31 protein-coding genes, 2 pseudogenes and 1 riboswitch are annotated in these 22,693 nt (G+C 34.4%); of the genes and pseudogenes, 24 read left to right on the top strand and 9 right to left on the bottom strand.

Annotated elements, in window-relative coordinates; all coding sequences use genetic code 11:
- Window positions 1-206 precede the first annotated feature (206 nt).
- Window positions 207-395, top strand: coding sequence for a hypothetical protein (locus tag D1606_RS06495; RefSeq protein WP_119415213.1), 189 nt, complete (start codon window positions 207-209; stop codon window positions 393-395).
- Here the strand turns inward: D1606_RS06495 and D1606_RS06490 are convergent.
- The gene (locus tag D1606_RS06490) at window positions 376-606 is read right to left on the bottom strand and encodes a glutaredoxin family protein (protein WP_119415212.1); all 231 of its coding nucleotides are present in this window, start codon (window positions 604-606) and stop codon (window positions 376-378) included. The genes D1606_RS06495 and D1606_RS06490 overlap by 20 nt on opposite strands.
- 242 nt (window positions 607-848) lie before the next feature.
- On the opposite strand from D1606_RS06490, the gene D1606_RS06485 reads away from it, so the two are divergent.
- Window positions 849-1,094 (top strand): hypothetical protein, encoded by a 246-nt coding sequence (locus D1606_RS06485; protein ID WP_119415211.1) that lies wholly within the window; start codon window positions 849-851, stop codon window positions 1,092-1,094.
- Between the two features lie 92 nt (window positions 1,095-1,186).
- Here D1606_RS06485 and D1606_RS06480 read toward each other — a convergent pair whose 3' ends face one another.
- The 3 genes from D1606_RS06480 to D1606_RS06470 form a co-directional block, all read right to left on the bottom strand.
- Window positions 1,187-1,603 carry a DUF1284 domain-containing protein gene (locus tag D1606_RS06480; protein WP_119415210.1) on the bottom strand — a complete coding sequence of 139 codons (417 nt, stop codon included), beginning with the start codon at window positions 1,601-1,603 and terminating at the stop codon, window positions 1,187-1,189.
- 248 nt (window positions 1,604-1,851) lie between these two features.
- Window positions 1,852-2,097 (bottom strand): ferredoxin, encoded by a 246-nt coding sequence (locus D1606_RS06475; RefSeq protein WP_369973761.1) that lies wholly within the window; start codon window positions 2,095-2,097, stop codon window positions 1,852-1,854.
- Between the two features lie 23 nt (window positions 2,098-2,120).
- Window positions 2,121-3,131: an NAD(P)/FAD-dependent oxidoreductase gene (locus tag D1606_RS06470; protein WP_119415208.1), complete on the bottom strand. Its 1,011-nt coding sequence runs from the start codon at window positions 3,129-3,131 to the stop codon at window positions 2,121-2,123.
- Window positions 3,132-3,567: 436 nt separating this feature from the next.
- On the opposite strand from D1606_RS06470, the gene mntA reads away from it, so the two are divergent.
- The 9 genes and pseudogenes from mntA to D1606_RS19295 all read left to right on the top strand — a co-directional run bounded on the left by mntA (window position 3,568) and on the right by D1606_RS19295 (window position 8,087).
- Entirely contained in the window at window positions 3,568-3,975 is a 408-nt protein-coding gene (gene mntA, locus D1606_RS06465; RefSeq protein ID WP_119415207.1) for a type VII toxin-antitoxin system MntA family adenylyltransferase antitoxin, read from the top strand.
- Complete coding sequence (gene hepT, locus D1606_RS06460; protein WP_119415206.1) at window positions 3,968-4,372, top strand: type VII toxin-antitoxin system HepT family RNase toxin; 405 nt, start codon at window positions 3,968-3,970, stop codon at window positions 4,370-4,372. Before mntA ends, hepT begins: the two co-directional genes overlap by 8 nt.
- Window positions 4,373-4,804: 432 nt before the next feature.
- On the top strand, window positions 4,805-5,374 hold the full coding sequence (locus D1606_RS06455) for a dihydrofolate reductase family protein (RefSeq protein WP_119415205.1): 570 nt from the start codon (window positions 4,805-4,807) through the stop codon (window positions 5,372-5,374).
- A 444-nt stretch (window positions 5,375-5,818) separates the two neighbouring features.
- A complete protein-coding gene (locus tag D1606_RS06450; RefSeq protein ID WP_119415204.1) occupies window positions 5,819-6,496 on the top strand; it encodes an ABC transporter permease in 678 nt (225 codons plus the stop codon).
- The gene (locus D1606_RS06445) at window positions 6,496-6,876 is read left to right on the top strand and encodes an ATP-binding cassette domain-containing protein (protein ID WP_119415203.1); all 381 of its coding nucleotides are present in this window, start codon (window positions 6,496-6,498) and stop codon (window positions 6,874-6,876) included. The genes D1606_RS06450 and D1606_RS06445 overlap by 1 nt, the downstream gene beginning before the upstream one ends.
- Window positions 6,873-7,394, top strand: a complete 522-nt coding sequence (locus D1606_RS06440; RefSeq protein WP_119415202.1) for an ATP-binding cassette domain-containing protein — start codon at window positions 6,873-6,875, stop codon at window positions 7,392-7,394. Before D1606_RS06445 ends, D1606_RS06440 begins: the two co-directional genes overlap by 4 nt.
- On the top strand, window positions 7,394-7,555 hold the full coding sequence (locus D1606_RS18690; RefSeq protein ID WP_158582330.1) for a hypothetical protein: 162 nt from the start codon (window positions 7,394-7,396) through the stop codon (window positions 7,553-7,555). Before D1606_RS06440 ends, D1606_RS18690 begins: the two co-directional genes overlap by 1 nt.
- Before the next feature lie 9 nt (window positions 7,556-7,564).
- Window positions 7,565-7,705 (top strand): annotated as a pseudogene (locus D1606_RS19045) (GNAT family N-acetyltransferase); the annotation flags it as partial.
- A gap of 298 nt (window positions 7,706-8,003) precedes the next feature.
- On the top strand, window positions 8,004-8,087 hold the full coding sequence (locus tag D1606_RS19295; protein ID WP_367269486.1) for a putative holin-like toxin: 84 nt from the start codon (window positions 8,004-8,006) through the stop codon (window positions 8,085-8,087).
- A 391-nt stretch (window positions 8,088-8,478) separates the two neighbouring features.
- On the opposite strand, the gene D1606_RS18685 is transcribed toward D1606_RS19295, so the two are convergent.
- Window positions 8,479-8,655, bottom strand: a complete 177-nt coding sequence (locus tag D1606_RS18685) for a hypothetical protein (RefSeq protein ID WP_158582329.1) — start codon at window positions 8,653-8,655, stop codon at window positions 8,479-8,481.
- A gap of 515 nt (window positions 8,656-9,170) precedes the next feature.
- On the opposite strand from D1606_RS18685, the pseudogene D1606_RS06430 reads away from it, so the two are divergent.
- The 6 genes and pseudogenes from D1606_RS06430 (at window position 9,171) to D1606_RS06410 (ending at window position 14,433) form a co-directional block, all read left to right on the top strand.
- A pseudogene (locus D1606_RS06430) lies at window positions 9,171-10,609 on the top strand (MFS transporter).
- 286 nt (window positions 10,610-10,895) lie between these two features.
- Window positions 10,896-11,570, top strand: coding sequence for an alpha/beta fold hydrolase (locus tag D1606_RS06425; protein WP_233548037.1), 675 nt, complete (start codon window positions 10,896-10,898; stop codon window positions 11,568-11,570).
- 31 nt (window positions 11,571-11,601) lie between these two features.
- A complete protein-coding gene (locus tag D1606_RS06420) occupies window positions 11,602-11,970 on the top strand; it encodes an SdpI family protein (protein WP_119415201.1) in 369 nt (122 codons plus the stop codon).
- Between the two features lie 29 nt (window positions 11,971-11,999).
- Window positions 12,000-12,296: a DUF3784 domain-containing protein gene (locus tag D1606_RS06415; protein ID WP_119415200.1), complete on the top strand. Its 297-nt coding sequence runs from the start codon at window positions 12,000-12,002 to the stop codon at window positions 12,294-12,296.
- Between the two features lie 165 nt (window positions 12,297-12,461).
- Window positions 12,462-12,545 (top strand): putative holin-like toxin, encoded by an 84-nt coding sequence (locus tag D1606_RS19290; RefSeq protein ID WP_367269485.1) that lies wholly within the window; start codon window positions 12,462-12,464, stop codon window positions 12,543-12,545.
- 634 nt (window positions 12,546-13,179) lie between these two features.
- Window positions 13,180-14,433, top strand: a complete 1,254-nt coding sequence (locus D1606_RS06410) for a dicarboxylate/amino acid:cation symporter (RefSeq protein ID WP_119415199.1) — start codon at window positions 13,180-13,182, stop codon at window positions 14,431-14,433.
- 24 nt (window positions 14,434-14,457) lie between these two features.
- Here the strand turns inward: D1606_RS06410 and D1606_RS18615 are convergent, their stop codons facing one another.
- The gene (locus D1606_RS18615; RefSeq protein WP_147414462.1) at window positions 14,458-14,649 is read right to left on the bottom strand and encodes a hypothetical protein; all 192 of its coding nucleotides are present in this window, start codon (window positions 14,647-14,649) and stop codon (window positions 14,458-14,460) included.
- A 156-nt stretch (window positions 14,650-14,805) separates the two neighbouring features.
- Window positions 14,806-15,165: a hypothetical protein gene (locus D1606_RS06405; RefSeq protein WP_119415198.1), complete on the bottom strand. Its 360-nt coding sequence runs from the start codon at window positions 15,163-15,165 to the stop codon at window positions 14,806-14,808.
- Between the two features lie 120 nt (window positions 15,166-15,285).
- Window positions 15,286-15,388, bottom strand: a riboswitch (SAM riboswitch).
- 292 nt (window positions 15,389-15,680) lie between these two features.
- On the opposite strand from D1606_RS06405, the gene D1606_RS06400 reads away from it, so the two are divergent.
- Window positions 15,681-16,478 (top strand): helix-turn-helix domain-containing protein, encoded by a 798-nt coding sequence (locus D1606_RS06400; RefSeq protein WP_119415197.1) that lies wholly within the window; start codon window positions 15,681-15,683, stop codon window positions 16,476-16,478.
- Window positions 16,479-16,566: 88 nt separating this feature from the next.
- Complete coding sequence (locus tag D1606_RS06395) at window positions 16,567-16,986, top strand: hypothetical protein (RefSeq protein ID WP_119415196.1); 420 nt, start codon at window positions 16,567-16,569, stop codon at window positions 16,984-16,986.
- A gap of 235 nt (window positions 16,987-17,221) precedes the next feature.
- Here D1606_RS06395 and D1606_RS06390 read toward each other — a convergent pair whose 3' ends face one another.
- Window positions 17,222-17,443, bottom strand: a complete 222-nt coding sequence (locus tag D1606_RS06390) for a KTSC domain-containing protein (protein WP_119415195.1) — start codon at window positions 17,441-17,443, stop codon at window positions 17,222-17,224.
- Window positions 17,444-17,602: 159 nt separating this feature from the next.
- Here D1606_RS06390 and D1606_RS06385 point away from each other — a divergent pair, with 159 nt between their 5' ends.
- Window positions 17,603-18,100: a hypothetical protein gene (locus D1606_RS06385; RefSeq protein WP_119415194.1), complete on the top strand. Its 498-nt coding sequence runs from the start codon at window positions 17,603-17,605 to the stop codon at window positions 18,098-18,100.
- Window positions 18,101-18,227: 127 nt separating this feature from the next.
- Here the strand turns inward: D1606_RS06385 and proC are convergent, their stop codons facing one another.
- Window positions 18,228-19,022 carry a pyrroline-5-carboxylate reductase gene (proC, locus tag D1606_RS06380; protein ID WP_119415193.1) on the bottom strand — a complete coding sequence of 265 codons (795 nt, stop codon included), beginning with the start codon at window positions 19,020-19,022 and terminating at the stop codon, window positions 18,228-18,230.
- Between the two features lie 298 nt (window positions 19,023-19,320).
- Here proC and cyoE point away from each other — a divergent pair, with 298 nt between their 5' ends.
- The 4 genes from cyoE to D1606_RS06360 form a co-directional block, all read left to right on the top strand.
- Window positions 19,321-20,268, top strand: coding sequence for a heme o synthase (gene cyoE / locus D1606_RS06375; RefSeq protein ID WP_119415221.1), 948 nt, complete (start codon window positions 19,321-19,323; stop codon window positions 20,266-20,268).
- 75 nt (window positions 20,269-20,343) lie between these two features.
- Window positions 20,344-20,592, top strand: a complete 249-nt coding sequence (locus tag D1606_RS06370) for a hypothetical protein (protein ID WP_119415192.1) — start codon at window positions 20,344-20,346, stop codon at window positions 20,590-20,592.
- Window positions 20,593-20,817: 225 nt separating this feature from the next.
- Window positions 20,818-22,047 (top strand): threonine synthase, encoded by a 1,230-nt coding sequence (locus D1606_RS06365; protein WP_119415191.1) that lies wholly within the window; start codon window positions 20,818-20,820, stop codon window positions 22,045-22,047.
- 12 nt (window positions 22,048-22,059) lie between these two features.
- A partial coding sequence (locus tag D1606_RS06360) for an amino acid ABC transporter permease (RefSeq protein ID WP_147414460.1) occupies window positions 22,060-22,693 on the top strand: 634 nt, incomplete at its 3' end.

Below are 22,693 nucleotides of genomic sequence, written 5' to 3'. Positions count from 1 at the left end.
GCTCTTGGCGACTGTTTATTCGCTCCCACGATTCATTTATTCGCTCTCTCCGTCCATTTATCCGCTCCAAAACAAATTGTATTCGCTCTCTCGGCAATTTAAGTCCTTTATCCAGCGTACTCAGGTAGCGAAAAATACTCCTATTATCCGCGGCAAGATTACTAGATTGACTAAGCAACTAGGCCGCGTAAAAGGAGGAGTAATAGATGCAGCAACAATTTATTCGCTCTTGGCGACTGTTTATTCGCTCTCTCCGTCCGATTATTCGCTCAAAAATGAATTGTATTCGCTCTCTCAGCAAATTAAGTCCTTTCTCCAGCATGATCAACGCAGCGGATGGATGGAACAAAAAAATAAGAGAGCGCAGTGGCTCTCTTATTTTGCATATAAGTTAATGGATTCTGGGTCAAAACCTATTACCCAGTGACCGTTAATGTTGGTTTGTGGAACGCCAAGTTGCCCAGTTGTTTCTATAAGTTTAGTTGCAGCATTTTGATCTTGCTGAACATTCACTTCTTTAAATGGAAGGCCTGCATTTTTTAAATAATTTTTAAGCATTGAGCAGTATGGGCAAGTATTTGTTGTGTATACTGTAATATCGTTCATTTTCATTCATCCTTTCAATATAAAATATACCCCTATAGGTATACTAAGACGATTGCATATGTAAGTCAACTATTAAGTAATCTGAGTGAAATGTAGAAATATTATTCATTGGAAAAGAAATATTAGATTTGAAAAATTTTTAAAATCGATATAAGCATGTGATGTAATCCTTGAACCGTTTAGTTTAACAATAAATAGGAAATTATGATTAGGAGGAAAAGTAAATTAAAGGAGCGGTGATTATGGCTATTTGTCCTTTATGTAACTCATTAAAAATAGTGGAAATAAAGTGTCCTAAATGTAATGCTTTGTTAGATAATGCAGGGAAAGTAGCTGATTTTATGGACCCTTATAATCATTATAAGGATGAAGAGATTGCGAAAATGGATGACGGCTATCCAAATACAGCTAAAGATCAGACTTGCCCTCATTTAATGGTCTGTCGTAAATGTGGATATGATAAGGTGATTTTTATACAGGAAGAATAGCTCAAAAGAGGTTCATCTTTATTAATAGGGAAGTACAAAGAAACCATCCGAGGCTAGCAAAAGGATGGTTTCTCTACATTATAGTGATGGGGTTATTTAATTTCCTTTAAACCTTTTCCATCAAGTATTAGTTGAATACCATCTTCACAAAAACCGTAAGAACGCCATGAACAAGTTTTGCAGACAGATTGAATGTCTGAGGGAATAACATGGTTTTGGATATGAGATTCAATGTCTGCCCATTTTAAAGTCTGCCCGACTTTTAAGCCGATTTTCTCTAAAAATGCGGCATCCATTTGATAGATGTGATCATCTTGACAGTGATATTCACCTGAGTTTGGATAATTTTCGCATAATTGATCAGGTCCATTAACAAGCTGAACCAACGTTTCTGGATTCTTTCTCAAGGTATGATGTAAACGAGTCATATTTTCAACATATTTTTTGGAATATCCCATTCCCCGATAACCTAGAAGACAAAAAATATGATGACCTCTTAATCTATACATAGTTCTCCCCCTAGTTGAATTGATATAAATGTTAACTTTATTTACTAAACGGTTAACTCATTATTATCATAACATAAAGAATAAAGTAGAAAATTTAGTTTTACAATAATTTTTTATGAAAGGGTTAAGGAAGGGGAGGGGGCCCTTCTAATACCTCTGAGGGTAAAATAAAAACAGCTACAATGGTAAACCATCACTGTAGCTGTTTCTCTATTTAAAATATCAATTTACTATTCTAACTTAAAAGTTTAGTCAAACTTTTCTGCATCTCCATCAAAGGGTTTATCTGCAACTTTAATGGAACCGCTTGGGCATTCATCCCATGCATCTTCTAAATCATCGTAAAAATCTTCTGGAACCGCAGCAGTTCCTTGGTTGTCATCTAGTATTACATGAGAATGACCTTTTCGATCATGATTAAATATATCTGGTGCTATATCATTACATGCGCCACAAGCAATGCAAGTTTCTTTATTGACAATTGTATATTTCATTATTTTTTCCTCCTAAGGTTTATTTAAGCTTTGGTATTTTTTTCTTTCATAATGGTTGTACTGTGAAGAGCTTGCATATCAGCTGTTGGATCGATATATACTTTCGCGCTACTAATGGCGATAGGTGCTTCTCCAAATCCAGTTGCGATCAAGTTAACTTTGCCGTCATATGTGCAAATGTCTCCAGCAGCATAAATACCCTCTATATTTGTTTCTAATTTACTGTTTACAACAATTGAATGATTGTCGATTGCTAGTCCCCAATTTTTGATGGAACCGAGTGAAGTAGCAAATCCATAATTGACAATGACAGCGTCAACGTCCAAGGTTTCTCTTTCGGTTCCTTTTGCTTGCTGAAGTACTACTTGTTCTATTTGATGTTTTCCGATAAATTCAGTTGGGACAAATGGTGTCATGACTTCAACGGTAGATTTTTTCAAGTTTTCGACACTCTGTTCGTGAGCACGAAATGTATCTCTTCGGTGCACTAATGTGACATGTTCAGCAATTGGCTCTAGCATTAAAGCCCAATCAACAGCTGAATCACCTCCGCCGAATACGACCACCCGTTTTCCTGCGAACTTGTTTAGATCATTTATAAAATAATGAATATTACGACCTTCATAGTTTTCAATGCCATCAAGTTGTAATTTCTTTGGTTGGAATGCGCCATTACCGGCTGTGATCAGAATGGTTTTTGAGTAATGAATATCAGCATTTGTCGTTAGTTTAAATATACCGTCGGGCCGCTTTTCAACCTGTTCAACAGATTGTTCAAGACATATAGTAGGATTAAATTGTCTCATTTGCTCGTTTAAATTATTGATCAGCTCTTGAGCACGGATTTTTGGAAAACCTGCAATATCATAAATATACTTTTCAGGATATAAAGCAGATAATTGCCCACCTAACTGTGGAAGATTTTCTATGATTTTCACCGATAGCTGCCTCATACCAGCATAAAATGCAGCAAACATTCCTACCGGTCCTCCGCCAATAATTGTAATGTCAAAGACTTGGTCATTTTGTGACATTCCACGCACTCTCCTCGCAAGTACCTAATTTATTTCAAATCTAGCTAGACTATCATCTATTGAAGTAACCTATTAAAATGGCTCCCTCGCTTGCTTCATAAGTTATTGTATAAGGGGAAAATGAAATTAACATGAAATTTTAAAATGCTAGGTATCGAGAGTCGAATCCACGCAGATCAGAGGTTAATCCACGCAAATGGGAGTCCAATCCACGCAGATCGAGGTTTAATCCACGTAAATTTGGATTCAATCCACGCATTTGGGAGTCCAATCCACGCAAATCGAGGTTTAATCCACGCAATTTCAAATTGAATCCACGTTTCATACAATTTAAGTCCCGTCAAAACGATGCAGTTGTATGGTAGCTATAACTACAATCGCATCGCTTTTTACGATAGAATAGGATTAAATTGAATGGGAAATTGAGGTGCTATTGGTGCTACCAAATGAAATACAAGAAACATTGGTTCAAAAATTAGCAGAAGTTTTAAAGCCTGATTTCATCTTACTATTTGGCTCTTTTGCACAAAACCGTGAACGAGAGGATAGCGACTTAGACCTGGCCTACTATTCTTCAGGGAAGTTAACAGATTATGAACGCTTTTTACTTTCAGGTGAACTTGCGGACTTATGTGGACGCGATGTAGATTTAGTGGATTTAAATGAAGTTGATACGATATTTGCTGCTCAGATTTTTTCAACAGGTATTTTACTAAGTTGCCAAAATGAAAGTGAATTTATTAAGCAACGTATGAAAGTATATTCGATGTATGCAACACTCAATGAACAACGGGCGGAAATTTTAGAAAATATTAAGAATCGAGGAAGTGTATTCGGTGAATGAAGTTATTCTAAATAAGGTGACAACAATTGAAAGATGTATTAAAAGAATTAAAGAGGTTTATGATCAGAACCCTGAAAATTTAGCTGATTTTACAAAACAGGATAGTATCATTCTCAATATCCAAAGAGCATGCGAAGCTAGTATTGATCTTGCGATGCACTTGGTAAGTGAGCGTAAGTTAGGCTTACCCAAAACAAGTCGTGAGGCATTTCAATTACTACAAGATGCCAATTTAATCGAAGCAAGTCTTGCAAAATCGCTTAAAAATATGGTAGGTTTTCGTAATATTGCAGTTCATGACTATCAATCCATTGAGCTTAATATTCTGCAATCAATAATTGAAAAACACCTTGCTGATTTTACGAAGTTTACAAAGACAATATTAGCATTTGAATAAGCTATCTCCATATACAAGGCATAATGTAGGTGGTTCTCATGCGTTTCGTCATACTTATGCGCGAGGATATGGCTATGTTGGAGTTTCAAAAGCGAGGAATTGCCGTTGAGGGACGTCAGATGCTTTAAAAAATGCTTAAAATCGTGAAAAAGGGTTTCGCGAGGACCATCTCGTAAAAAACGATGTTATGGCTTTATATAAGCAGGTCAATCAAGTTGTGGATCTCGTTCATTGCTATTTAGGTGGACGAATCGATTTGTGTGAAGTCTATATAAGTTTTTAAGCATAATTGTTCCCAAACGTCGCTTTGGTAACTGATGCTATATATTAAGAATGTTTCGTAATAATAAAGTCATTTAAAATTATAATATAATGTATTAAGTTGTTCCTCAAACGGGCCGGATTCTTAAACAACTAGAAGGAGTGGAAATAATGTCCAATGAAGTAGGAACAAGAAAAATAATTTTAGATTTAGCTGTTTCCTTAGACGGATTTATTGAAGGGAAAAACGGTGAAGTTGATTGGTGCATTATGGACCCTGAAATGGAGTTTACTAATTTCCTAAATCAAATTGATACAATTTTGTATGGAAGAAAAAGTTACGATTTATGGGGACAATATATTCCAACAGCTGAGGCTCCTGATGATGAAAAAGAAATGTGGGAATTGGTTCACAGCAAGGAAAAATATGTGTTTTCTAAAACGCAAAAAGGGACTGACAGTAAAGTAACATTTGTAAATAAAAATATTACCGAGGAAGTAAATAAATTAAAGAATAATCCTGGTAAAGACATATGGCTATACGGTGGGGCAAGTCTCATTACGACTTTTATTAATTTAGGACTCGTTGATGAGTTTAGATTATCTGTTCACCCTGTAGTATTAGGAGAAGGAAGACCGTTATTTGTTGATATAAAACAAAGATTGAATCTAAATTTGATGAATACAAGGACTTTTTCCTCTGGCGTTGTTCAACTAATCTACTATTCAAACGGAATTTAAATATCATTTTGGAATACTATACTATAATCTCCATTACTACTGCAAAATGGGTGCATTTATTGTAAAATTAATTTTTCTTCTTCAAATAATGGAGGATTTTGTTCAATAAGAACTAATAATGTATACAAAATAAATACAAATAACGTTCCTAGTTTGGGGACATAGTAAAAAGGCATAAACGCTGTTATATCAGTGTTTGTGCCTTTTCTATTGGGAGATTGTTTATACGTGGTTTTATGCATGTCTTGGCGTCAGGTATTACTAGAAAGCTTTGCGTCAACAAAATAATTTTTCTCAATCAGATTGATATATAAACATACTATTTTTCAGAAATAAAAATAACATCAACATAAAAGTAATTTATTTCAATTAAAGGAAATGATAAACTGTATAAAGCAACATGAAAAAATCTACTATGTAAAAATTAATTCTGGAGGTTAAATAATGCTTGCCATTGCTACAAAGGAATTTGTTGAGATGATGAAAAGTTTTAAATCTTTATTTATTATCGCACTATTTGTACTATCCTCATATTTTATGAGCTCCTTCGTTTCAAAAAACGTTGTGAGCATTGGTACGGATACAAATAATTATGTGTCTGTCACAAGAATTCTTATTTTATTATTTGGTTTTCTATTTGTTCTGATGCTATCCCATGATTTAATAAGTCGTGAAACTTCCACAAAAACAATTCGATTTCTTATAACCAAAACTTCACGTACAAGTATTATAGTTGGTAAATTTTTAGGCGTTGCAGCTTTTTGGTTATTTTCACTAGGGATTTCGATCACTATTGTATCCTTTTTTGCAAAAGACTTTCTTTGGTTTACATTCTTACAGTTATATAGCTTTCTTGTTTTTGCAATAGGGCTTTGCTTACTAATTTCTACATTGTCAAAAACAACAAGTATGTCAATGTTACTTGGTCTAGCTGTTAGCTTTATCGCACCTGTTGTTGGCATTTGGAGCATGTTCTCAGAAAAAATTTGGTTGAAACCGTTTAAACTATTACTTCCATATCAATATCAAATAAAAGAAAATGGCCTTGTGCTTATTCCACTTATAATAGTCCTCCTATTTATATCTGTTAGTATCTGGTATTTTAAACGAGGTGATTATTAATGAATAAAGTCTTAGAAGTTAAAAATATAACAAAATCATTTGGGAAAATAGATGTATTAAAAGGCGTTTCTTTCTCTATTGATCAAGGAGAAATTTTCGGCTTTCTTGGAAGAAATGGGGCAGGGAAAAGTACACTAATTAATATTTTAACAGGTGTTATTCATCAAACAAATGGAGGTTTCCAAATTCTTGGGGGCTCCCTAGATAAAGTAAAGGGTAAAATCGGTGTTTTCCCAGATGTAGACAACTTTTACGCGGATTGGAGTGCTAATCAGCATTTAAAATTCTTTGCAAAAGTACAGAAACTCAAAATTCAACAAAAAGAGATCGATGAAAAACTTGCATTAGTAGGGCTTTTAAAGGACAAAGGAAAAAAGTGAAAAACTTTTCATTTGGTATGAAAAAAAAGCTAGGAGTTGCTCAAGCGCTCATCAACAATCCTGAATTTATTATTTTGGATGAACCCACATCTGGACTAGACGCTGAATCAGCAATTCATATGCGTGAACTTGTAAATAAATTAGCAGCTCAAGGAAAAACAATTTTCATCACATCTCATAATTTAAATGAACTTGAAATACTTAGTAATCGGATTGCCATTTTAAAGGATGGACAAATTAGTGTCATAGGAACTATGGAAGAACTACGAGTAGAAGCACAAAATAAAATCCAAGTAGAAATCACATTAAATCGTCCTCTCAAAAAAGAAGACTTAGCTACAATTGATTTACCTCCACATCAAATTAATAAGCAGAATTTACGTATTTCGGTAAAACAACAGGAGGAAATTGGAAACTGTATTCGCCAATTGGTACTTAAAGGCTATAATATTTATAGCGTTATTCAACAGGAAAAAACATTAGAAGATATATTCTTACAAAATGAGGTGGCACATTAGTGGGGAAATTTCTAATATTAACAGTCGCATTTACATTTGGTTACTTTTATCTAGCATGGAAAATGGACGATAGAATTGGACCGATTTTTGTAATTTTAATCCTTCTTGCAGTGAATTATATTGCAAGTCGGATTATAAATGCAGTGAGAAAGAATAGATAAGGTAAAAAAATAACCTTATCCGTTGCAACATTTAATCAGAGAGCCATTAAAGTATATAGAAAAATCGGTTTCAAAGACAAAGGTACTTTTATGCAGGATACAAATGGTAGCATATTTGAGTTTTTAAAAATGGAATATGTATGTTATTAAAAGTGGTTTAGTTGAAAAGTAATTTACATATAAACTCAGGTTTTGAAATATAGAACTTAGATTTGTAAATAATAAGGGATAGCGTAAATAGTGGTTTTGATAACAAAAGTTACTACGGAACGTGTAATTGTAGTATATTAAACTTCTTGTACGAACGAATGTTTGGTATAATGTATTTAGGATAGCTGATACTCAAGGGTGGTTGGCTCACTCCCCAAAAAAGGAGCGCAGACTAACCCCACCGCGTCCTGCGGTAACGTCTGCATGACCCACATCGTGTGGGCCCGGGGGTGAAGCTATGACAGTATTTGAAGCATTAATGTTGGCAATCGCATTTGCAACGTTAATCATTACAGTTCTGTCATTTAATCATAAAAAATAACCCATCCTTGAGTTAGGCCCTCAGATGGGTCATTTCTACCATTTGGAGCCAATCCCCTTAAAGGGATCAACTATCTTTTTGACCGTTCGATGCAGTAACATCGGCGGTCTTTTTAATTTATGTTTATAACAATTTTAGTATACGTGGTGAATGGCATATTTTCAAGTTACAGCTTAGTAGGGGTAAGAACCCATGTATTAAAACAATGATTTATTTCCATAATCGGATAGTTTATTTCTGAATTGGGATAGTTTATTCCCAAAATAGATGCATTTATTTCTAAAAATGGTCTATTTATTTCCAAAATATTGGTGATTATTTCTTGTATGAGATTTATTTTCGAAAAATGTTAATACCGATAAAAGCAAGTGAATTTAAGTTCTTAATCTCTTCAAAGGTTAAGGATTTTTTCTTTGATATTCAATCCACGTATTTCTTGGATTAATCCACGTGTTTTATGATTTAATCCACGCAAATAAGGGGTCAATCCACGCATTCGGATGTCCAATTCACGCAGAAAGAAATTGAATCCACGTTCTGGGCAATTTAAGTCCCATGATTGAATCAAATTATCGAAAAATATTCCTATAAAATCAAAATTTCTCTCTAATTTTAACGTCACTTTGAAAAAAATTTTTATATGAAAATTTCACCGTTATATTTCTGATCAAATTCTTCTTAAAAAGAGATTATATTTTTGTGAGAGATGAGAAAAAAATAATGCTTCTAAACCGCTTTATATCAAGGTGAATATAGGTTTCCAAAATTTTGAATTTACATTGGCGAATTGTGATTTTATTTTGAAAAATTTTTAGAGAAAATAGGTCTTCTAGTTATGTTGAAAATTTGCTGTTTTATACCGATTATTTGACAAAATGCTCTTAAAGCCTATATGCTTAGTATGTAAAAATTTTTACGCCACACTTTAAGAACCTCAGGTTTTCAATACGTCGACAACAAGATAATTCGGGCTTTTAAAAGATTAAATTGTTGTTTTTTTCCGCTATTTTATTATCCAACAATGTTTTTTAAATCTTTTGCAGTCCTCGAAAATAGCAAACCATTAAAGGAGCTGTTTAGAGTATGCAACAAAATAATTTAGAAATAGAACGCAAGATATTAATATAGTAAGTTCCAAGAAAGCAAGAAAGGCTGTCATTGCCACAGGAATCGGTAATGCAATGGAATGGTTTGACTTTGGGCTTTATGCATATTTAGCCGTTATTTTAAGTAAGTTATTCTTCGCTGGAGTTGATAACAGCGGGCTTCAACTAGTCTTTACGTTTGGTACATTTGCTGCCGCTTTCTTAGTACGACCTCTTGGAGGAATATTTTTTGCTAAGATTGGTGATAAACATGGTCGAAAAATTGTTTTAAGTACTACGATCATTTTGATGGCAATTTCCACTTTATTAATCGGTTTCCTCCCAACATACCAGCAAATTGGAATTTGGGCACCAATTCTATTATTGGGTGCTCGTTTGATACAAGGTTTCTCAACCGGTGGTGAATATTCAGGTGCGATGGTTTATATCGCTGAATCTTCTCCTGATAAGAAACGCGGTACACTAGGAAGTGGTCTAGAGATTGGTACATTAATAGGTTTCATAGCCGCTTCTGGTTTAGTAACGATTTTAACTTTTGCATTATCCGATGCACAAATGCTTGCTTGGGGATGGCGTATTCCGTTCCTAATCGCTGCACCAATTGGTCTTGTCGGCTTATATTTACGCCGTCATTTAGATGAATCTCCCGTTTTTGAAGAAATGGAACAAGCACAAGAAGAAAATGATGAAGAACCACTTACATTTAAAGAAATTTTAAAACATTATAAAAAGGATTTACTTTTAAGTGTTGTGATTGTCGCATTCTTTAATATTACAAACTATATGGTATTGTCTTATATGCCATCTTACTTAACAGAAGTATTAGGGATAGATAATACAACAAGTTTAATCATTCTACTAATTGTTATGGCATTAATGATTCCGTTAGCATTAATCGCAGGTCGTCTTTCTGACAAACACGGTAACAAGCGTATTGTGCAGATTGGCTTAATCGGTTTAACATTCTTATCTATTCCAGCATTTATGTTAATGGGAAATGCACACATCGGGTTTATCTTCGCAGGTGTATTTTTACTAGGTTTCTTATTAAGTTTCTATGAAGGTACACTTCCATCTCTATTACCAAGTCTGTTCTTCTCGGATGTTCGTTATCGCGCATTAGCATTAACATTCAACGTTTCTGTTTCGATATTTGGTGGTACGACACCGCTTGTCGCATCTTATTTAGTACACGTAACAGGTGATCCACTAGCACCAGCCTATTATTTAGCTGCTATAAGTGTGATTGGCTTAATCGTCTTCAGTATATTATTCGTTCAAACTTCAGGTCGCGCCTTAAAAGGTTCTTACCCTGCGGTGGAAACGAAAAAAGAACTTCGTGAGGTCATGAAACAGGATCCAGAAGAAGCTCTATGGTGGCAGGAAGAATTACCTCAAACGAAAGAAACAATGTAATTTTCATATAAATAGAATCGCCCATTTATAGTTAAAGATTATAAATCTTAGCTATATAAATATGATAAGCGCTCCTTTCATTTTAAGTTTGGTATAATCGCCAATTCTTGTTAAAATGAAAAGAGCGCTTAAATTATAATTTTAATAGTTTGAAAATTAAGATATTGTCCCGTTAGGAGGGAGTTTTTCCCGTGAAAGAATATTATATAGAAAGAGCTAATTGTTTTCTTCGTTATCATGATTTTCCAGGAAATGATATTCCTATAATGTTTATCCATGGTCTGGGGTGTGGGGGTCATTTGATTATCCTGAAGTTGCAACTCAAGAAGCTTTAAAAAATCATCGTTGCATTTTAGTAGATCTTTTAGGAGCAGGGTATAGTGACAAACCAAATGATTTCACTTGTACCGTAGATAGTCATGCTGAATATCTTGCGGAATTTGTTTCTTCGATTGGATTAGAATCCTTTATCCTTTTCGGTCACAGCTTAGGTGGAGCAGTAGCGATATCTTTAGCTACTAAATGTCGTGATCGTATAGATAGAATTATTTTAAGTGAAGCAAATCTAGATAAAAGTAGCGAAGGGTCAACGAGCAAGTACATTGCAGAATATGATATGCAAAATTTTTTAGAAAATGGATTTAAACAGTTAATGCATGATAGTCGTCAAAGTGGAAATGAAATATGGGCTGCAGCCTTGTCAACATGGTCTCCTAAAGCTGCGTATCTTATTTCTAAATCAGCTGCTGAAGGAGAGGAACCTTCATGGCGTGAAAATCTTTATGCGTTAGATTGTCCTAAAACTTTTATCTTTGGAGAAAACTCATTACCAGATCCTGATTTGAAGGTACTAAGCAATCATAAGATTAATATAGAACTTGTCAAAAATGCAGGTCACTCCATGGCATGGGAGAACCCGCAAGGACTAGCACTAGCGATTAAAAAAGGTATCAATCTATAGTACTGGACGAATGGTAATTAGGAGGGGGATTATGAGCACGATATCAATCAATGTTGGAATTAGCATTCTTATTGGAGCAATCTTCATTATTTCTGGTTTCATATTACTTTATAAACCTCCAAAGGATATTAACCCAATCTACGGCTATCGAACAAAACGGTCCATGAATAACATGACCCTTTGGAAAGAAGGAAATACCTACAGTGCAAAGCTACTAATAAAATATGGCATAGCTTATTTAGTTGTAGGAGCGATCATAAGTTTTATTATTACAAAGGATGAGTATGCTCTCCTAATAAATCTAATTCTAATGATTTTAGTAACAATCCTATTGTTTGTTTCTGTAGAAAAAAGGTTGAAAAAACTATCTTCGGAATCTCACGAAAAATTTTTAGGCTAATATATTATAAAGAGCTAAAGGGGTAGATTATGGATACTGATGGACTTATCATAACCACAGTAGTCGGTTTAATCTATATCTTTTTAGGGTACTTGATATGGTTTAAAAAGATGCTTTTTTTAATAGCGGGTTACAATGACTCAACTTTTGAAGGGGATAAAGAAAAATTAGCAAAAGGAACTGGAATTGTTCTTATCATATCAGGTATAGTAACGATACTTTTACCCTATTTCCTTTACTGGTTTGGAAACACTATGGGAATAATATATTGTTTACTCATCATTATAGTGATAGTAGTGATATTATGGGTGAAAAGTAAACGATGAAAATTATTAAACTTTTAATAAGAACGAATGTTTGGTAATGTGTAATAGATAGATGATACTCAAGGGTGGTTGGCTCACTCCCAAAAAGAGGAGCGCAGACTAACACCACCGCGTCCTGCGGTAACGTCTGCATGACCCACATCGTGTGGGCCCGGGGGTGATGCCATGACAGTATTTGAAGCATTAATGTTTGCAATCTCGTTTGCAACGTTAGTCATTGCAATTCTGTCATTTAATCATAAAAAATAACCCATCCTTGAGTTAGCCGCTCTGATGGGTTATTTCTACCTTTGGAGCCAATCCCCTTAAAGGAATCAACTATCGTTTTGACCGTTCGATGGGACAACATCGGCGGTCTTTTTAATTTATGCTTATAACAATTCTAGTATACGTGGTGAATGACGTATTTTCAAGTTACAGTATCTAAGGTGTTAGGTGTGAATCTTTGTGAGTTACTAAAATTTCTGACATACATCATAAATTAAGTCCTTATCTCATCGGAGGTTAAGGAAAGGACTTTTCTTTCCGTTTCTATTTAAAGGATATCAATTGAAAAATAAGTTTAATCCACGTAGTTGGTGCTTCAATCCACGTAAGTTAAGGTTTAATCCACACATTCGGGCATCCAATCCACACAAATCGATATTGAATCCACGTTCCGGACAGTTTAATTCCTAGCAGAGTAAATTCAATTCCATTTAGAAAAGTCGACAGCTTATTTATAAAACAACTTTTAAGTTATTCTAAATTTTTAAGGGCACGGCTTATAGCACGATTTTTATGAAAAATAGAAAATTTTATACCATTTGCAGAAAAAAATAGTATATAATTGTAATAGATACAAAATTTATTGAATATTCTTTTAAGTTAAAGGGGGAAATTTATGAAATTAGCGAAGCACATTTTAATAGCACTTATTTTGGGGGCAGTTGCAGGTCTTGTGATGAACTTATCAATGCCCAACGCTTTTACATCTATCGACAAATACTTCTTGACACCTCTCGGAACGATTTTCATAAGCTTGATCAAAATGCTGGTTGTTCCACTCGTTTTCTTCTCTATTGTTTTAGGTACTGCGAATATTGGTGATCCTAAAAAACTTGGTAAAATTGGTGTGAAATCAATAGCCTTCTTTTTAGCTACAACAGCTATTGCTATAACAATTGCCATTATACTTGCTTCCATTATAAAACCGGGTACGGTAGGCACATTTAATACAGAAGGTTTAAGCTATGAATCTCAAGAAGCACCAGCAGTTACAGATACGTTATTAGGGATTATACCGACTAATCCTGTAGCAGCATTTGTAGAAGCAAACATGTTGCAAATTATTTTCTTCTCGGTATTCATAGGGATAGCTTTAGCATTTTTGGGAGACCGAGTAAAGTCTGCTTTAAAGGTAGTTGATGAGGCTAATGAAATTATGCTGTATTTAGTATCATTAGTTATGAAATTTGCACCATATGGTACATTTGGTTTGATCGCTTCTGCGATTGGTAAACAAGGATTTGATGCGATTAAAGCAATGGGACTTTATATGATTGTCGTTTTAGTCGCATTAATCGTTCACTTTGTTTTGGTTTACGGTGGTGCGCTTAAATTTTTGGCGAAAAAGAATCCAATTCAATTTGTGAAGGATTTCTTCCCGGCCATGACGGTTGCGTTTAGTACTTCAAGTAGTGGTGCAACATTGCCGATTTCTATGAAATTAGCTCAAACTAAACTAGGTGTCCCTAAATCTATAAGTAGTTTCGTTCAGCCGCTAGGTGCGACAGTAAATATGGATGGAACAGCCATTATGCAGGGGGTTGCAACTGTATTTATAGCACAAGTATATGGAGTCAATCTTACTATCACAGAATTAGCGATTGTTGTCATCATCGCAGTTCTTGCAAGTATTGGTACAGCAGCAGTGCCTGGAGCTGGTCTAATCATGTTAGCAATGGTATTAAATGCTGTGTCATTACCAGTAGAAGGAATTGCTTTAATAATCGGTATTGACCGAATACTTGATATGGCTCGTACGGCAGTAAATGTGTCAGGAGATGCTGTATGTGCAATGTACGTTTCGCAAACTGAAAAAGGTAGCGAAGAACAATATACAGAAAATGAAAAATCACTACCTCAAGCACAATAAGGCGGGGTAGCGAAAAATTTCAGATTAATGAAGAACAACTAAGTCCTTAATCTCTTCATAGGTTAAGGACTTTTTCTTTGGTTTCTTTACTTTATTAGCCAATCCACGCAAAACGATGGGGAATCCACGTATTTTGGGATCCAATCCACGCAGATCAGGGTTTAATCCACGCAATCGAGCATCCAATCCACGCAAATCAGGGTTTAATCCACGCATTTAGGAATCCAATCCACGCAATCGGGAGTTCAATCCACGCAAATAGAAATTGAATCCACGTTTCGGACAATTTAAGTCCTCCGCGAATGAATCAATCCAGAATGAAACAAGGGAACACTCCAAGCTTAGCGGGTGTTCCTTTGTTTACGTTACAGATTATTTTGATGTACAAATCACTGTACGGTGCCCGTGAGGAAATACATGTTTCATATAATTTCCTGAGGTTACTGGAATCTTGAGACCTTTTTGTTCTAAAATCATCCAAATGGTTCGGTCTAATGCGAAGATTTCTTCCTTCATCAATCGGTTTATCTGAATTTTTTTGAAAGCCAATTGATATGTCTTTCTTTGGAACTTAACTGTCATGTAGTAATGGGGCAATGTTTTGACTACTACTTCACATACATCTCCATTTTCGGATAACTCTTGTTGAACACAATTTCCAAGATGTTTGAAAAAATCCTTTGCTGATAGATGTTGAATCATTTGTGTTCGAATAAGACTACTGCTGTTCATTTTAGATTCTCTCCTTTTTTATGAGCCAAAATGGTCTCTATTTCAATAAGGTATGAAGAGAAAAAAATAAACCCCTCTACTGCAGTTGTGAATGCAATAGAGGGGTTCGCTAAATCCCGTTCGTTATCATTCAAAGCACTGCTTTGCTGGATGAAGCACCTTACCGCTTGGCAGGTTGCTGTGAAGTCAATGAGCCAGGACTCTCGTTCACTCTCGATAACCTTATTAAATTAAATGTATTATAGCATAATATATCTTTAGATACAAGATTGAAAGTTAAAATATGTATAATTATAGGGCTAAGTAATGGGGTGAGTTGATAAAATTTCCATAATATAATCTTTTAAATGATGAAGAATCGCTCTCCATTATGACCGTCATTAATTAAAATTTTGGGCCTTTTCTTGTTTGATAGTTTCTCATATTTCTTCCTTTCATTACAATAAAATTTTTGTCCGATTTTCCTTCCTACTTTCTATGTAATTAGTAAATAGAAAGAAAGTAGGTAGATGTAAATGGCGCGTTTTGACTATTTAGCACCGTATGTCATATTTGAAAGCGTACAGGAAATGGACGAACATGTTGAGGGGCATATTCGAAAAAATTTTTATGAATTAACCGAATCTGAAAAAGCTGTCTTATATAAAGTCGCATCGCATGCACTAGATTACCCAGGGGTATGTCATCTAAAAGCAAAAACAATCGCAGAATCTTTAGGAATATCTATAAGAACCGTTTTTCGAAGTTTAAAACATCTTGAAGAACTTCAGATTATTCAACGTATACATACAAAAAAGATGAATGGCATTAAAGGTGCCAACATCATTTTAATTTTATCTTCGCATGACACATCGAGCGTGTCACATCAAGAGAAAGCCGAAAATGCATGTGAGCGTAAGGATGAAGCAACCAATTTTCAAAAGGAACCATCTAATTCTCTTAACCAAAAACATTTATATGTAAAACATACCTATCCGATGCTAAATTCATCATTAAGAAATCGTATCTTCCATCATCTAGCTGCAACTACTGGTGAAACGAAGGCGACAAAGAGATTTCTAAGCGTAATCCAAAAACAACTCAAGCCATTACTAAAATGGGAAGTATGGCAAACTCAAAAAATGAAACTTGAAGAGATCGGGTTCACTCTTTTTAAAGAAGTTATTCAAAAAACAAAAAAATGCAACATCAAAAACCCATTTGGTTATTTATATTGCAGATTAAGCAAAAAATTGGATGATGTGATGATGGAAATGATAGAAACATATGCAGCCGAAGCAAGGGATGGCGATTGTAGTGTAGTAAACGAATGAAGATGAAGTATTGGATTTATTTTTATCATATGTATTTATTCGGTATAATAGATAGTGATGATTAGGTTATCAAATAGGGGATGATTTGATGAAAAACTATTTTATATTAGTATTTATTGTTGCATTAGTACTTGGGGCGATTACTTATTGGAATTTCTACGAAAATAAAATTGACGGAAGTTCGGAAAATAGCGTATGGAAAGCCGAATATGTAGAAGAAAAGATTGGTGGAAGTTCTATAGGATGGATAGCAAATGTCGATCAAAAAAATGATGAAAAATTGACAGTGAAGAAGCTTGAACTTATAAAAAACGGAAAAGTAATGGCTGAGCAAACAGAGTTCAAAGAGTTTAAAGATATTAATGGAAAAAACTACACACTCCATCCTTTTTCGTATCCCGAATTGTATGGAGGAGACGCACCAGAAAAAGAAGATTCCTATCATGTACGGATTATATGGGAAGATCATGCGAATAAAGAACATACGGATGAGATTGAATTGAAGTGAGAATTGCATAGGGATTTAGTAAAAATTAATAAAAACAAGACGGTTGCGTTAGTCCGTTTAATTTGAAAAGGAAACTTAACAAAAAAGGACTTCTTTTAATTATGTTAATAATTTAAGAGAGCCAAAATAAATGAGAAAAGTCATGTTACAACCGTTTAATGAATAAAGTAATACTTGTAGTTAAAAGAAAAGCCTCAATACCAATAAGGCATCGAAGCTTTAAGCTATACATACGTTAAGACTGACTTTGCAATCGTACAAAACGATATTTGTCTTTTATAAATTGTTTGAAATAACGTCCTGGTGAATCGGCTTCCATTAGACCTTTGTAATACAATTCTGGAACTCCGTAGTATTCGAATACACCATCTTTGATAAATTCAATTCTTAAAATCATCGCACTAGAATTATAGCCGACAGAAGCCAATTTAGAAGAAGTAACCGCTTTCATTTCCATAGTAATTCGCCTCCAAAGTTTTCAATATAACTGTTGTGAAAATAATAATAACAGATATTAAGTAAAAATGAAAGCGCTTACTATAAAGATAGTGTAAAAATTTGAAATTCACATTTTAAACGAAAGAAATCTAATATAATAAGAGAAGGGGGGATGATGTTGAAAATCAAACAGCTTATTACTTTTTTAATCATTTCGAATTTATTGACCCTTGGATTTGTTTGCTATTCAATTGTTCAACATAATTTTCAACAAGAATCTTACTTCTTAGATGAAATTCAAGCGCCTCTCGTCCAACTACAAGCGACGATCAATCACCAAAAGGAAAATAACTGGAAAGACCCAGAACTCATTTCATACCAAGCTTCTACTATTCAAAACTCTCTTGAGAAAGTGTTAGATAAATCACATTTTGCACATTCAAAATTGACGGAACATGAACAGTCCAATTTACTTCAAATAAATAAAGCCCTACAAAAACTGCCACAAAATACGGAGTACACAATAGCCAATTGGAAGAAAGAAGATCAACAGAAAGCCATAGCATTGGAGAGGACATTAAAAAAGGCAAAGTTATCAAATGATGACACAAATCATGAAGATTATAAAAGCTTTATGAAACAATGCAAGATAGTTGCGAATGAATTAAAGGAATAATCGGTATGTATGAAAAAGGCTGCTCAAAAATTAGAGCAGCCCTTTTAATCAGATGGGGTAAGTCCTAACAAAAAGTGTGGAAGCAGGTTAACGCTTGTCTACCTAAAGTAATTGAAAGAAATCTATATTATGAAAGAGTGTGATCTTTTTCAATTACCGCATTTACAGCGTCAAAAATGGTGCTTTCAAATTGATCGTTTTGAAGAGAAGTTACGCCTTCAATTGTTGTTCCACCAGGTGAGCATACTTGATCGACAAGTTCCCAAGGGTGTTCACTGCTTTCCATAATCATTTTAGCACTGCCGAATACAGCGCTTGAAGCGATTTCAAGTGCACGCTTCTTATCCATTCCTGCCCGAACCGCTGCTCTTGCCAATGAATCGATATACATATAGCTAAAAGCAGGGGAGGCACCAGCGATTGCAGAAAAGACGGTAAACTGTTCTTCTGGTAATTCAATCATGGAGCCAATTGTATTAAATAAGTTTGTGACCATTTCTTTATCTGCATTTGTTGCATTTTCGGAAGCACTAAAGCATGTTGTAGATGCCCCTACAATTGCATTAATATTTGGCATGACACGAATAATAGATGTAGCTTTAGGTAAATTCGTTTCTAAATAGTCGATAGATTTTCCAGCAGCAATCGAAATGACTACTTGGTTTGGAGATAAGTACTCATTTACTTTTGGCAGTAACTCATCAAACGTTTGTGGTTGAACTGCAAGAATAATGACATCTGCTTTCATCACTTCTTCTAATGTCGAACATCCTGAAATTTGATACGCATCGACTAATTTCTCTGTTTTATGTGAAGAGCGATTGAAACCTAAAATATATGAAGCATTAAATCGCTTACTTTGAACCATTCCTTTAATAATCGCAGTGGCCATGTTTCCAAGCCCGATAAAACCGTATTTCAATTTATATGACACTCCTATCAAATACTCTTTTCAAATTATATTAAGTATAAAGTGTAAATCTAGTTTTGGGTAATATTTTATACTAGAGACATTTTAAACAAAGAAAAGGAAGCAAATCATGTCATTATTGTGACAGGGGAATTTTAAATATGTATATTATGTTAAAGTTTTGGTATGATTAAAGCATTGTTTTAATTTTATCTGATAGGCAATCCATTTCAATAACTATGAATTTTTCTCAATTAGTTGTTATAATATAGTGGAGCTCTTGCTATGAAAAGGAATGAAAAATGAAATAATGGGTAGTGACACAAAACGAGACCAAGCATCACAAGATACAGCTGTCACTGTATCGAAGCCATCTATCTCAAAAATTTTAGCGATGACTGTCAAAACAGGTATTATAAAATCGAATCTTATTACAATGATTGCCGGATTAACGCTAGCACTTTATAAATATGAGTTGAATCCACTCGATAAATGGCTTGATATTATTTGTGCGATTATTGGTTCTGCATTAGTAATCGCTGCTGCAGGGGCATTTAATAATATTTACGACAGAGATATCGATGCTATTATGAATCGAACGAAAAAACGTCCGACGGTAACTGGTGATATACAGATCAAATACGTTTGGATAATCGGTATTGGTTCCACAATTATTGGGCTTTTAGCTCTTTATATCGCAACACCTTTAGCAGCGTTGCTTGGGCTTACTGGACTTTTCTTTTATGTATTTCCTTATACAATCTGGACAAAACGTCATACTGTATACAACACCGAAGTTGGGAGTATCTCTGGAGCAATGCCTCCATTAATCGGTTGGGCAGCGATTCATCCGAATATTATGCATCCAGCTATACTAGGGCTATTTGTCATCTCACTAATCTGGCAAATGCCTCATTTCTATGCCATTTCTATTCGCAAGTATGACGATTATCGTGCAGCAAATGTTCCGATGTTACCAGTAGCCAAAGGGATGAAACGAACTTATATTACAACGAATATCTATTTAATCCTATTAACTGCCAGCTGTTTATTGCTTGGCACATTAAGTAAAGGGTTAATGCTCGTTGCTTTACTTTTAAGTATTATTTGGCTTGTGATGAATATTTATGGTTACCATAAAAAAGAACCAAAGAAATGGGCAACTCTATTATTTGTCTATTCTTTGCTTCATATGACAATTCTATTTTCAACGGTGATTATCTATTCAATCGTTGGTTTATTTTTAAAATTACACTAAAAAACCTCGACATTTTCTTTTTGGAGAATGTCGAGTTTTTTTATGATCTGGTATGTATAAAAGGAGTTCTACATAATGAAATATTTAAAACTTTTTATCTTTATTTTTATTTTCATATTTTCTGCCCACTACTTGCAGGCTACATGGGATAAAAATAATATAAGCATTATTACAATCATTTTATCGACTGTTTGTATTCTTTACTCAATTGTAATGTCAGGTAGATTAATGGATAAGACGAAGATTTATTTTTTACCTATTTTCATTCTGATTAGTGATTATCTTGCGAATTGGATTTTAAATATTGATCAGCTTTTCAAATAATATTTCTTAAGAATATGTGCCAGTAACCAAAGTTACGAAAACTTTTCTGTTTTTAAAACATAGTTGATTAATCGGAATAGTTGTGTTAAAGTTTATTTATCTTAATCATATAATTAGTCGATTGGACAACCAAAGACTACAGTGAATGGCAAAAGGATTAGTGTCATTTACTGTAGTCTTTTTATATGAGGAAGAAAGATTAAAAATAGAAGAAGGAGTATAAAAATGACACAATTTAGCTTTATTTCACATCTAGAATGTCCAAAATGCAACAAAACGTATGACGAAAAACAAATTCAGCAATTATGTGAATGTGGATCGCCATTATTAGTACGTTACAATTTAGAAGACGTAAAAAAACATGTGACACCTGAGGAAATTCAAAGACGTTCTGCATCATTATGGCGTTACCATGAATTATTACCTGTACATAACGAGAAAGACGTTGTCACTCTTGGTGAAGGTTTAACACCTCTAGAAAAGCTTGACAAATTAGGTTCAACTTATGAACTAGATAACTTATATATTAAAGATGAAGGTATTATTCCTACAGGTTCTTTCAAAACTCGTGGCGCTAGTGTAGGTATTTCTAAAGCAAAAGAACTGGGTGTAAAACAATTAGCGATGCCTACAAATGGTAATGCTGGCGCGGCTTGGGCTTTATATGCAGCGAAAGCTAATATTAAAGCGACGATTGTGATGCCACTAGATGCACCGCAAATCACACGTAAAGAAGTTCATATCGCTGGTGGTGATTTACATTTAATTAATGGCTTAATTAGCGATGCTGGCAAAGTGGTTGCACAACTTGTTCAAGATGCAGGTGTATATGACGCCTCAACTTTAAAAGAACCATATCGTATCGAAGGTAAAAAAACGATGGGGTATGAAATTGTTGAACAATTCGGCTGGAAAGTACCAGATGTTATTTTATACCCTACTGGCGGCGGTGTTGGTATTATCGGTATTTATAAAGCTATTTTAGAAATGCAAGCACTTGGATGGATTGAAAAAGATAAATTCCCACGTCTAGTAGCTGTACAAGCAGAAGGTTGCGCACCAATCGTTGATGCTTGGAAAAAAGGTGAAAAAGAATCTAAGTTCTTTGAAGACTCAACAACTTGCGCATTCGGTATTAACGTGCCAAAAGCATTAGGCGACTTTCTCGTATTAGATAGTCTTTACAAAACGGAAGGTTGTGCAATTGCGATTTCTGAGCAAGAATTGTTAGCTGCACAAAAAGAGGTTGCATCTTTAGAAGGTAATTTTGTATGTCCTGAAGGGGCAGCTACATTTGCAGCAGCAAAAAAATTACGTGAACAAGGCTGGATCAAACAAGAAGAGCACGTCGTTTGTTTAAACACAGGAGCTGGTATCAAATACCCTGAAACAGTTGAAATTGAAGGCGTCAATACATTACAACCTGGCGATTCATTATTAACGTCAAAACGTTAGTTGGTGGAATTTATGACATTTGATTGGCAATATGTAATTGATGTGCTCCCGTTTTATAAAAAAGCTTTTTGGCTCACAGTTAAGTTATCCTTTATCGGTATTATTTTAGCGATTATTGTCGGGATGATTTGTAGTTCATTATTGTTCTTTAAGGTAAAAGGCTTACAAAAGATCATCCGCGTCTATTTAGAAGTTGCGCGAAATACTCCACTACTTATCCAAATTTTTTTCTTATATTTCGGTCTACCGAAAATTGGACTTACATTAAGTAGTGAAATGTGCGGCATTATTGGACTTACATTTTTAGGTGGTAGCTATATGACAGAAGTGTTTAGATCAGGGATTGAAGCTGTATCTAAAACACAGCTTGAAAGCGGTAAAGCCCTTGGTATGAATAATTGGCAACTTGCTCGTTATATTATTATGCCACAAGCATTTTCTTATAGTATTCCTGGATTTGGTGCAAACTGTATCTTTTTAATTAAAGAAACATCCGTATTCAGTGGGATTGCTATTTTAGAGTTAACAAATATTACAAAAAATTTAATGGGCATTTATTATAAGACAAATGAAGCATTGTTTATGCTTGTTATTGCGTACTTAATTATTTTGCTACCTGTAACATTTTGCTTAATGTGGCTAGAAA

Origin of the sequence: Rummeliibacillus sp. POC4 (genome assembly GCF_003576525.1) — a bacterium.
GTDB lineage: Bacteria > Bacillota > Bacilli > Bacillales_A > Planococcaceae > Rummeliibacillus.
This window is presented reverse-complemented; position numbering and strand designations above follow the sequence as displayed.

Coding starts and splice junctions, on each gene's coding strand:
- D1606_RS06495 (WP_119415213.1), top strand. CDS start 207: ATGCAGCAACAATTTATTCGCTCTTGGCGACTGTTTATTCGCTCTCTC.
- D1606_RS06490 (WP_119415212.1), bottom strand. CDS start 606: ATGAACGATATTACAGTATACACAACAAATACTTGCCCATACTGCTCA.
- D1606_RS06485 (WP_119415211.1), top strand. CDS start 849: ATGGCTATTTGTCCTTTATGTAACTCATTAAAAATAGTGGAAATAAAG.
- D1606_RS06480 (WP_119415210.1), bottom strand. CDS start 1,603: ATGTATAGATTAAGAGGTCATCATATTTTTTGTCTTCTAGGTTATCGG.
- D1606_RS06475 (WP_369973761.1), bottom strand. CDS start 2,097: ATGAAATATACAATTGTCAATAAAGAAACTTGCATTGCTTGTGGCGCA.
- D1606_RS06470 (WP_119415208.1), bottom strand. CDS start 3,131: ATGTCACAAAATGACCAAGTCTTTGACATTACAATTATTGGCGGAGGA.
- D1606_RS06455 (WP_119415205.1), top strand. CDS start 4,805: ATGTCCAATGAAGTAGGAACAAGAAAAATAATTTTAGATTTAGCTGTT.
- D1606_RS06450 (WP_119415204.1), top strand. CDS start 5,819: ATGCTTGCCATTGCTACAAAGGAATTTGTTGAGATGATGAAAAGTTTT.
- D1606_RS06445 (WP_119415203.1), top strand. CDS start 6,496: ATGAATAAAGTCTTAGAAGTTAAAAATATAACAAAATCATTTGGGAAA.
- D1606_RS19295 (WP_367269486.1), top strand. CDS start 8,004: ATGACAGTATTTGAAGCATTAATGTTGGCAATCGCATTTGCAACGTTA.
- D1606_RS06420 (WP_119415201.1), top strand. CDS start 11,602: ATGAGCACGATATCAATCAATGTTGGAATTAGCATTCTTATTGGAGCA.
- D1606_RS06415 (WP_119415200.1), top strand. CDS start 12,000: ATGGATACTGATGGACTTATCATAACCACAGTAGTCGGTTTAATCTAT.
- D1606_RS19290 (WP_367269485.1), top strand. CDS start 12,462: ATGACAGTATTTGAAGCATTAATGTTTGCAATCTCGTTTGCAACGTTA.
- D1606_RS06410 (WP_119415199.1), top strand. CDS start 13,180: ATGAAATTAGCGAAGCACATTTTAATAGCACTTATTTTGGGGGCAGTT.
- D1606_RS18615 (WP_147414462.1), bottom strand. CDS start 14,649: ATGCGTGGATTAAACCCTGATTTGCGTGGATTGGATGCTCGATTGCGT.
- D1606_RS06405 (WP_119415198.1), bottom strand. CDS start 15,165: ATGAACAGCAGTAGTCTTATTCGAACACAAATGATTCAACATCTATCA.
- D1606_RS06400 (WP_119415197.1), top strand. CDS start 15,681: ATGGCGCGTTTTGACTATTTAGCACCGTATGTCATATTTGAAAGCGTA.
- D1606_RS06395 (WP_119415196.1), top strand. CDS start 16,567: ATGAAAAACTATTTTATATTAGTATTTATTGTTGCATTAGTACTTGGG.
- D1606_RS06390 (WP_119415195.1), bottom strand. CDS start 17,443: ATGGAAATGAAAGCGGTTACTTCTTCTAAATTGGCTTCTGTCGGCTAT.
- cyoE (WP_119415221.1), top strand. CDS start 19,321: ATGGGTAGTGACACAAAACGAGACCAAGCATCACAAGATACAGCTGTC.
- D1606_RS06370 (WP_119415192.1), top strand. CDS start 20,344: ATGAAATATTTAAAACTTTTTATCTTTATTTTTATTTTCATATTTTCT.
- D1606_RS06365 (WP_119415191.1), top strand. CDS start 20,818: ATGACACAATTTAGCTTTATTTCACATCTAGAATGTCCAAAATGCAAC.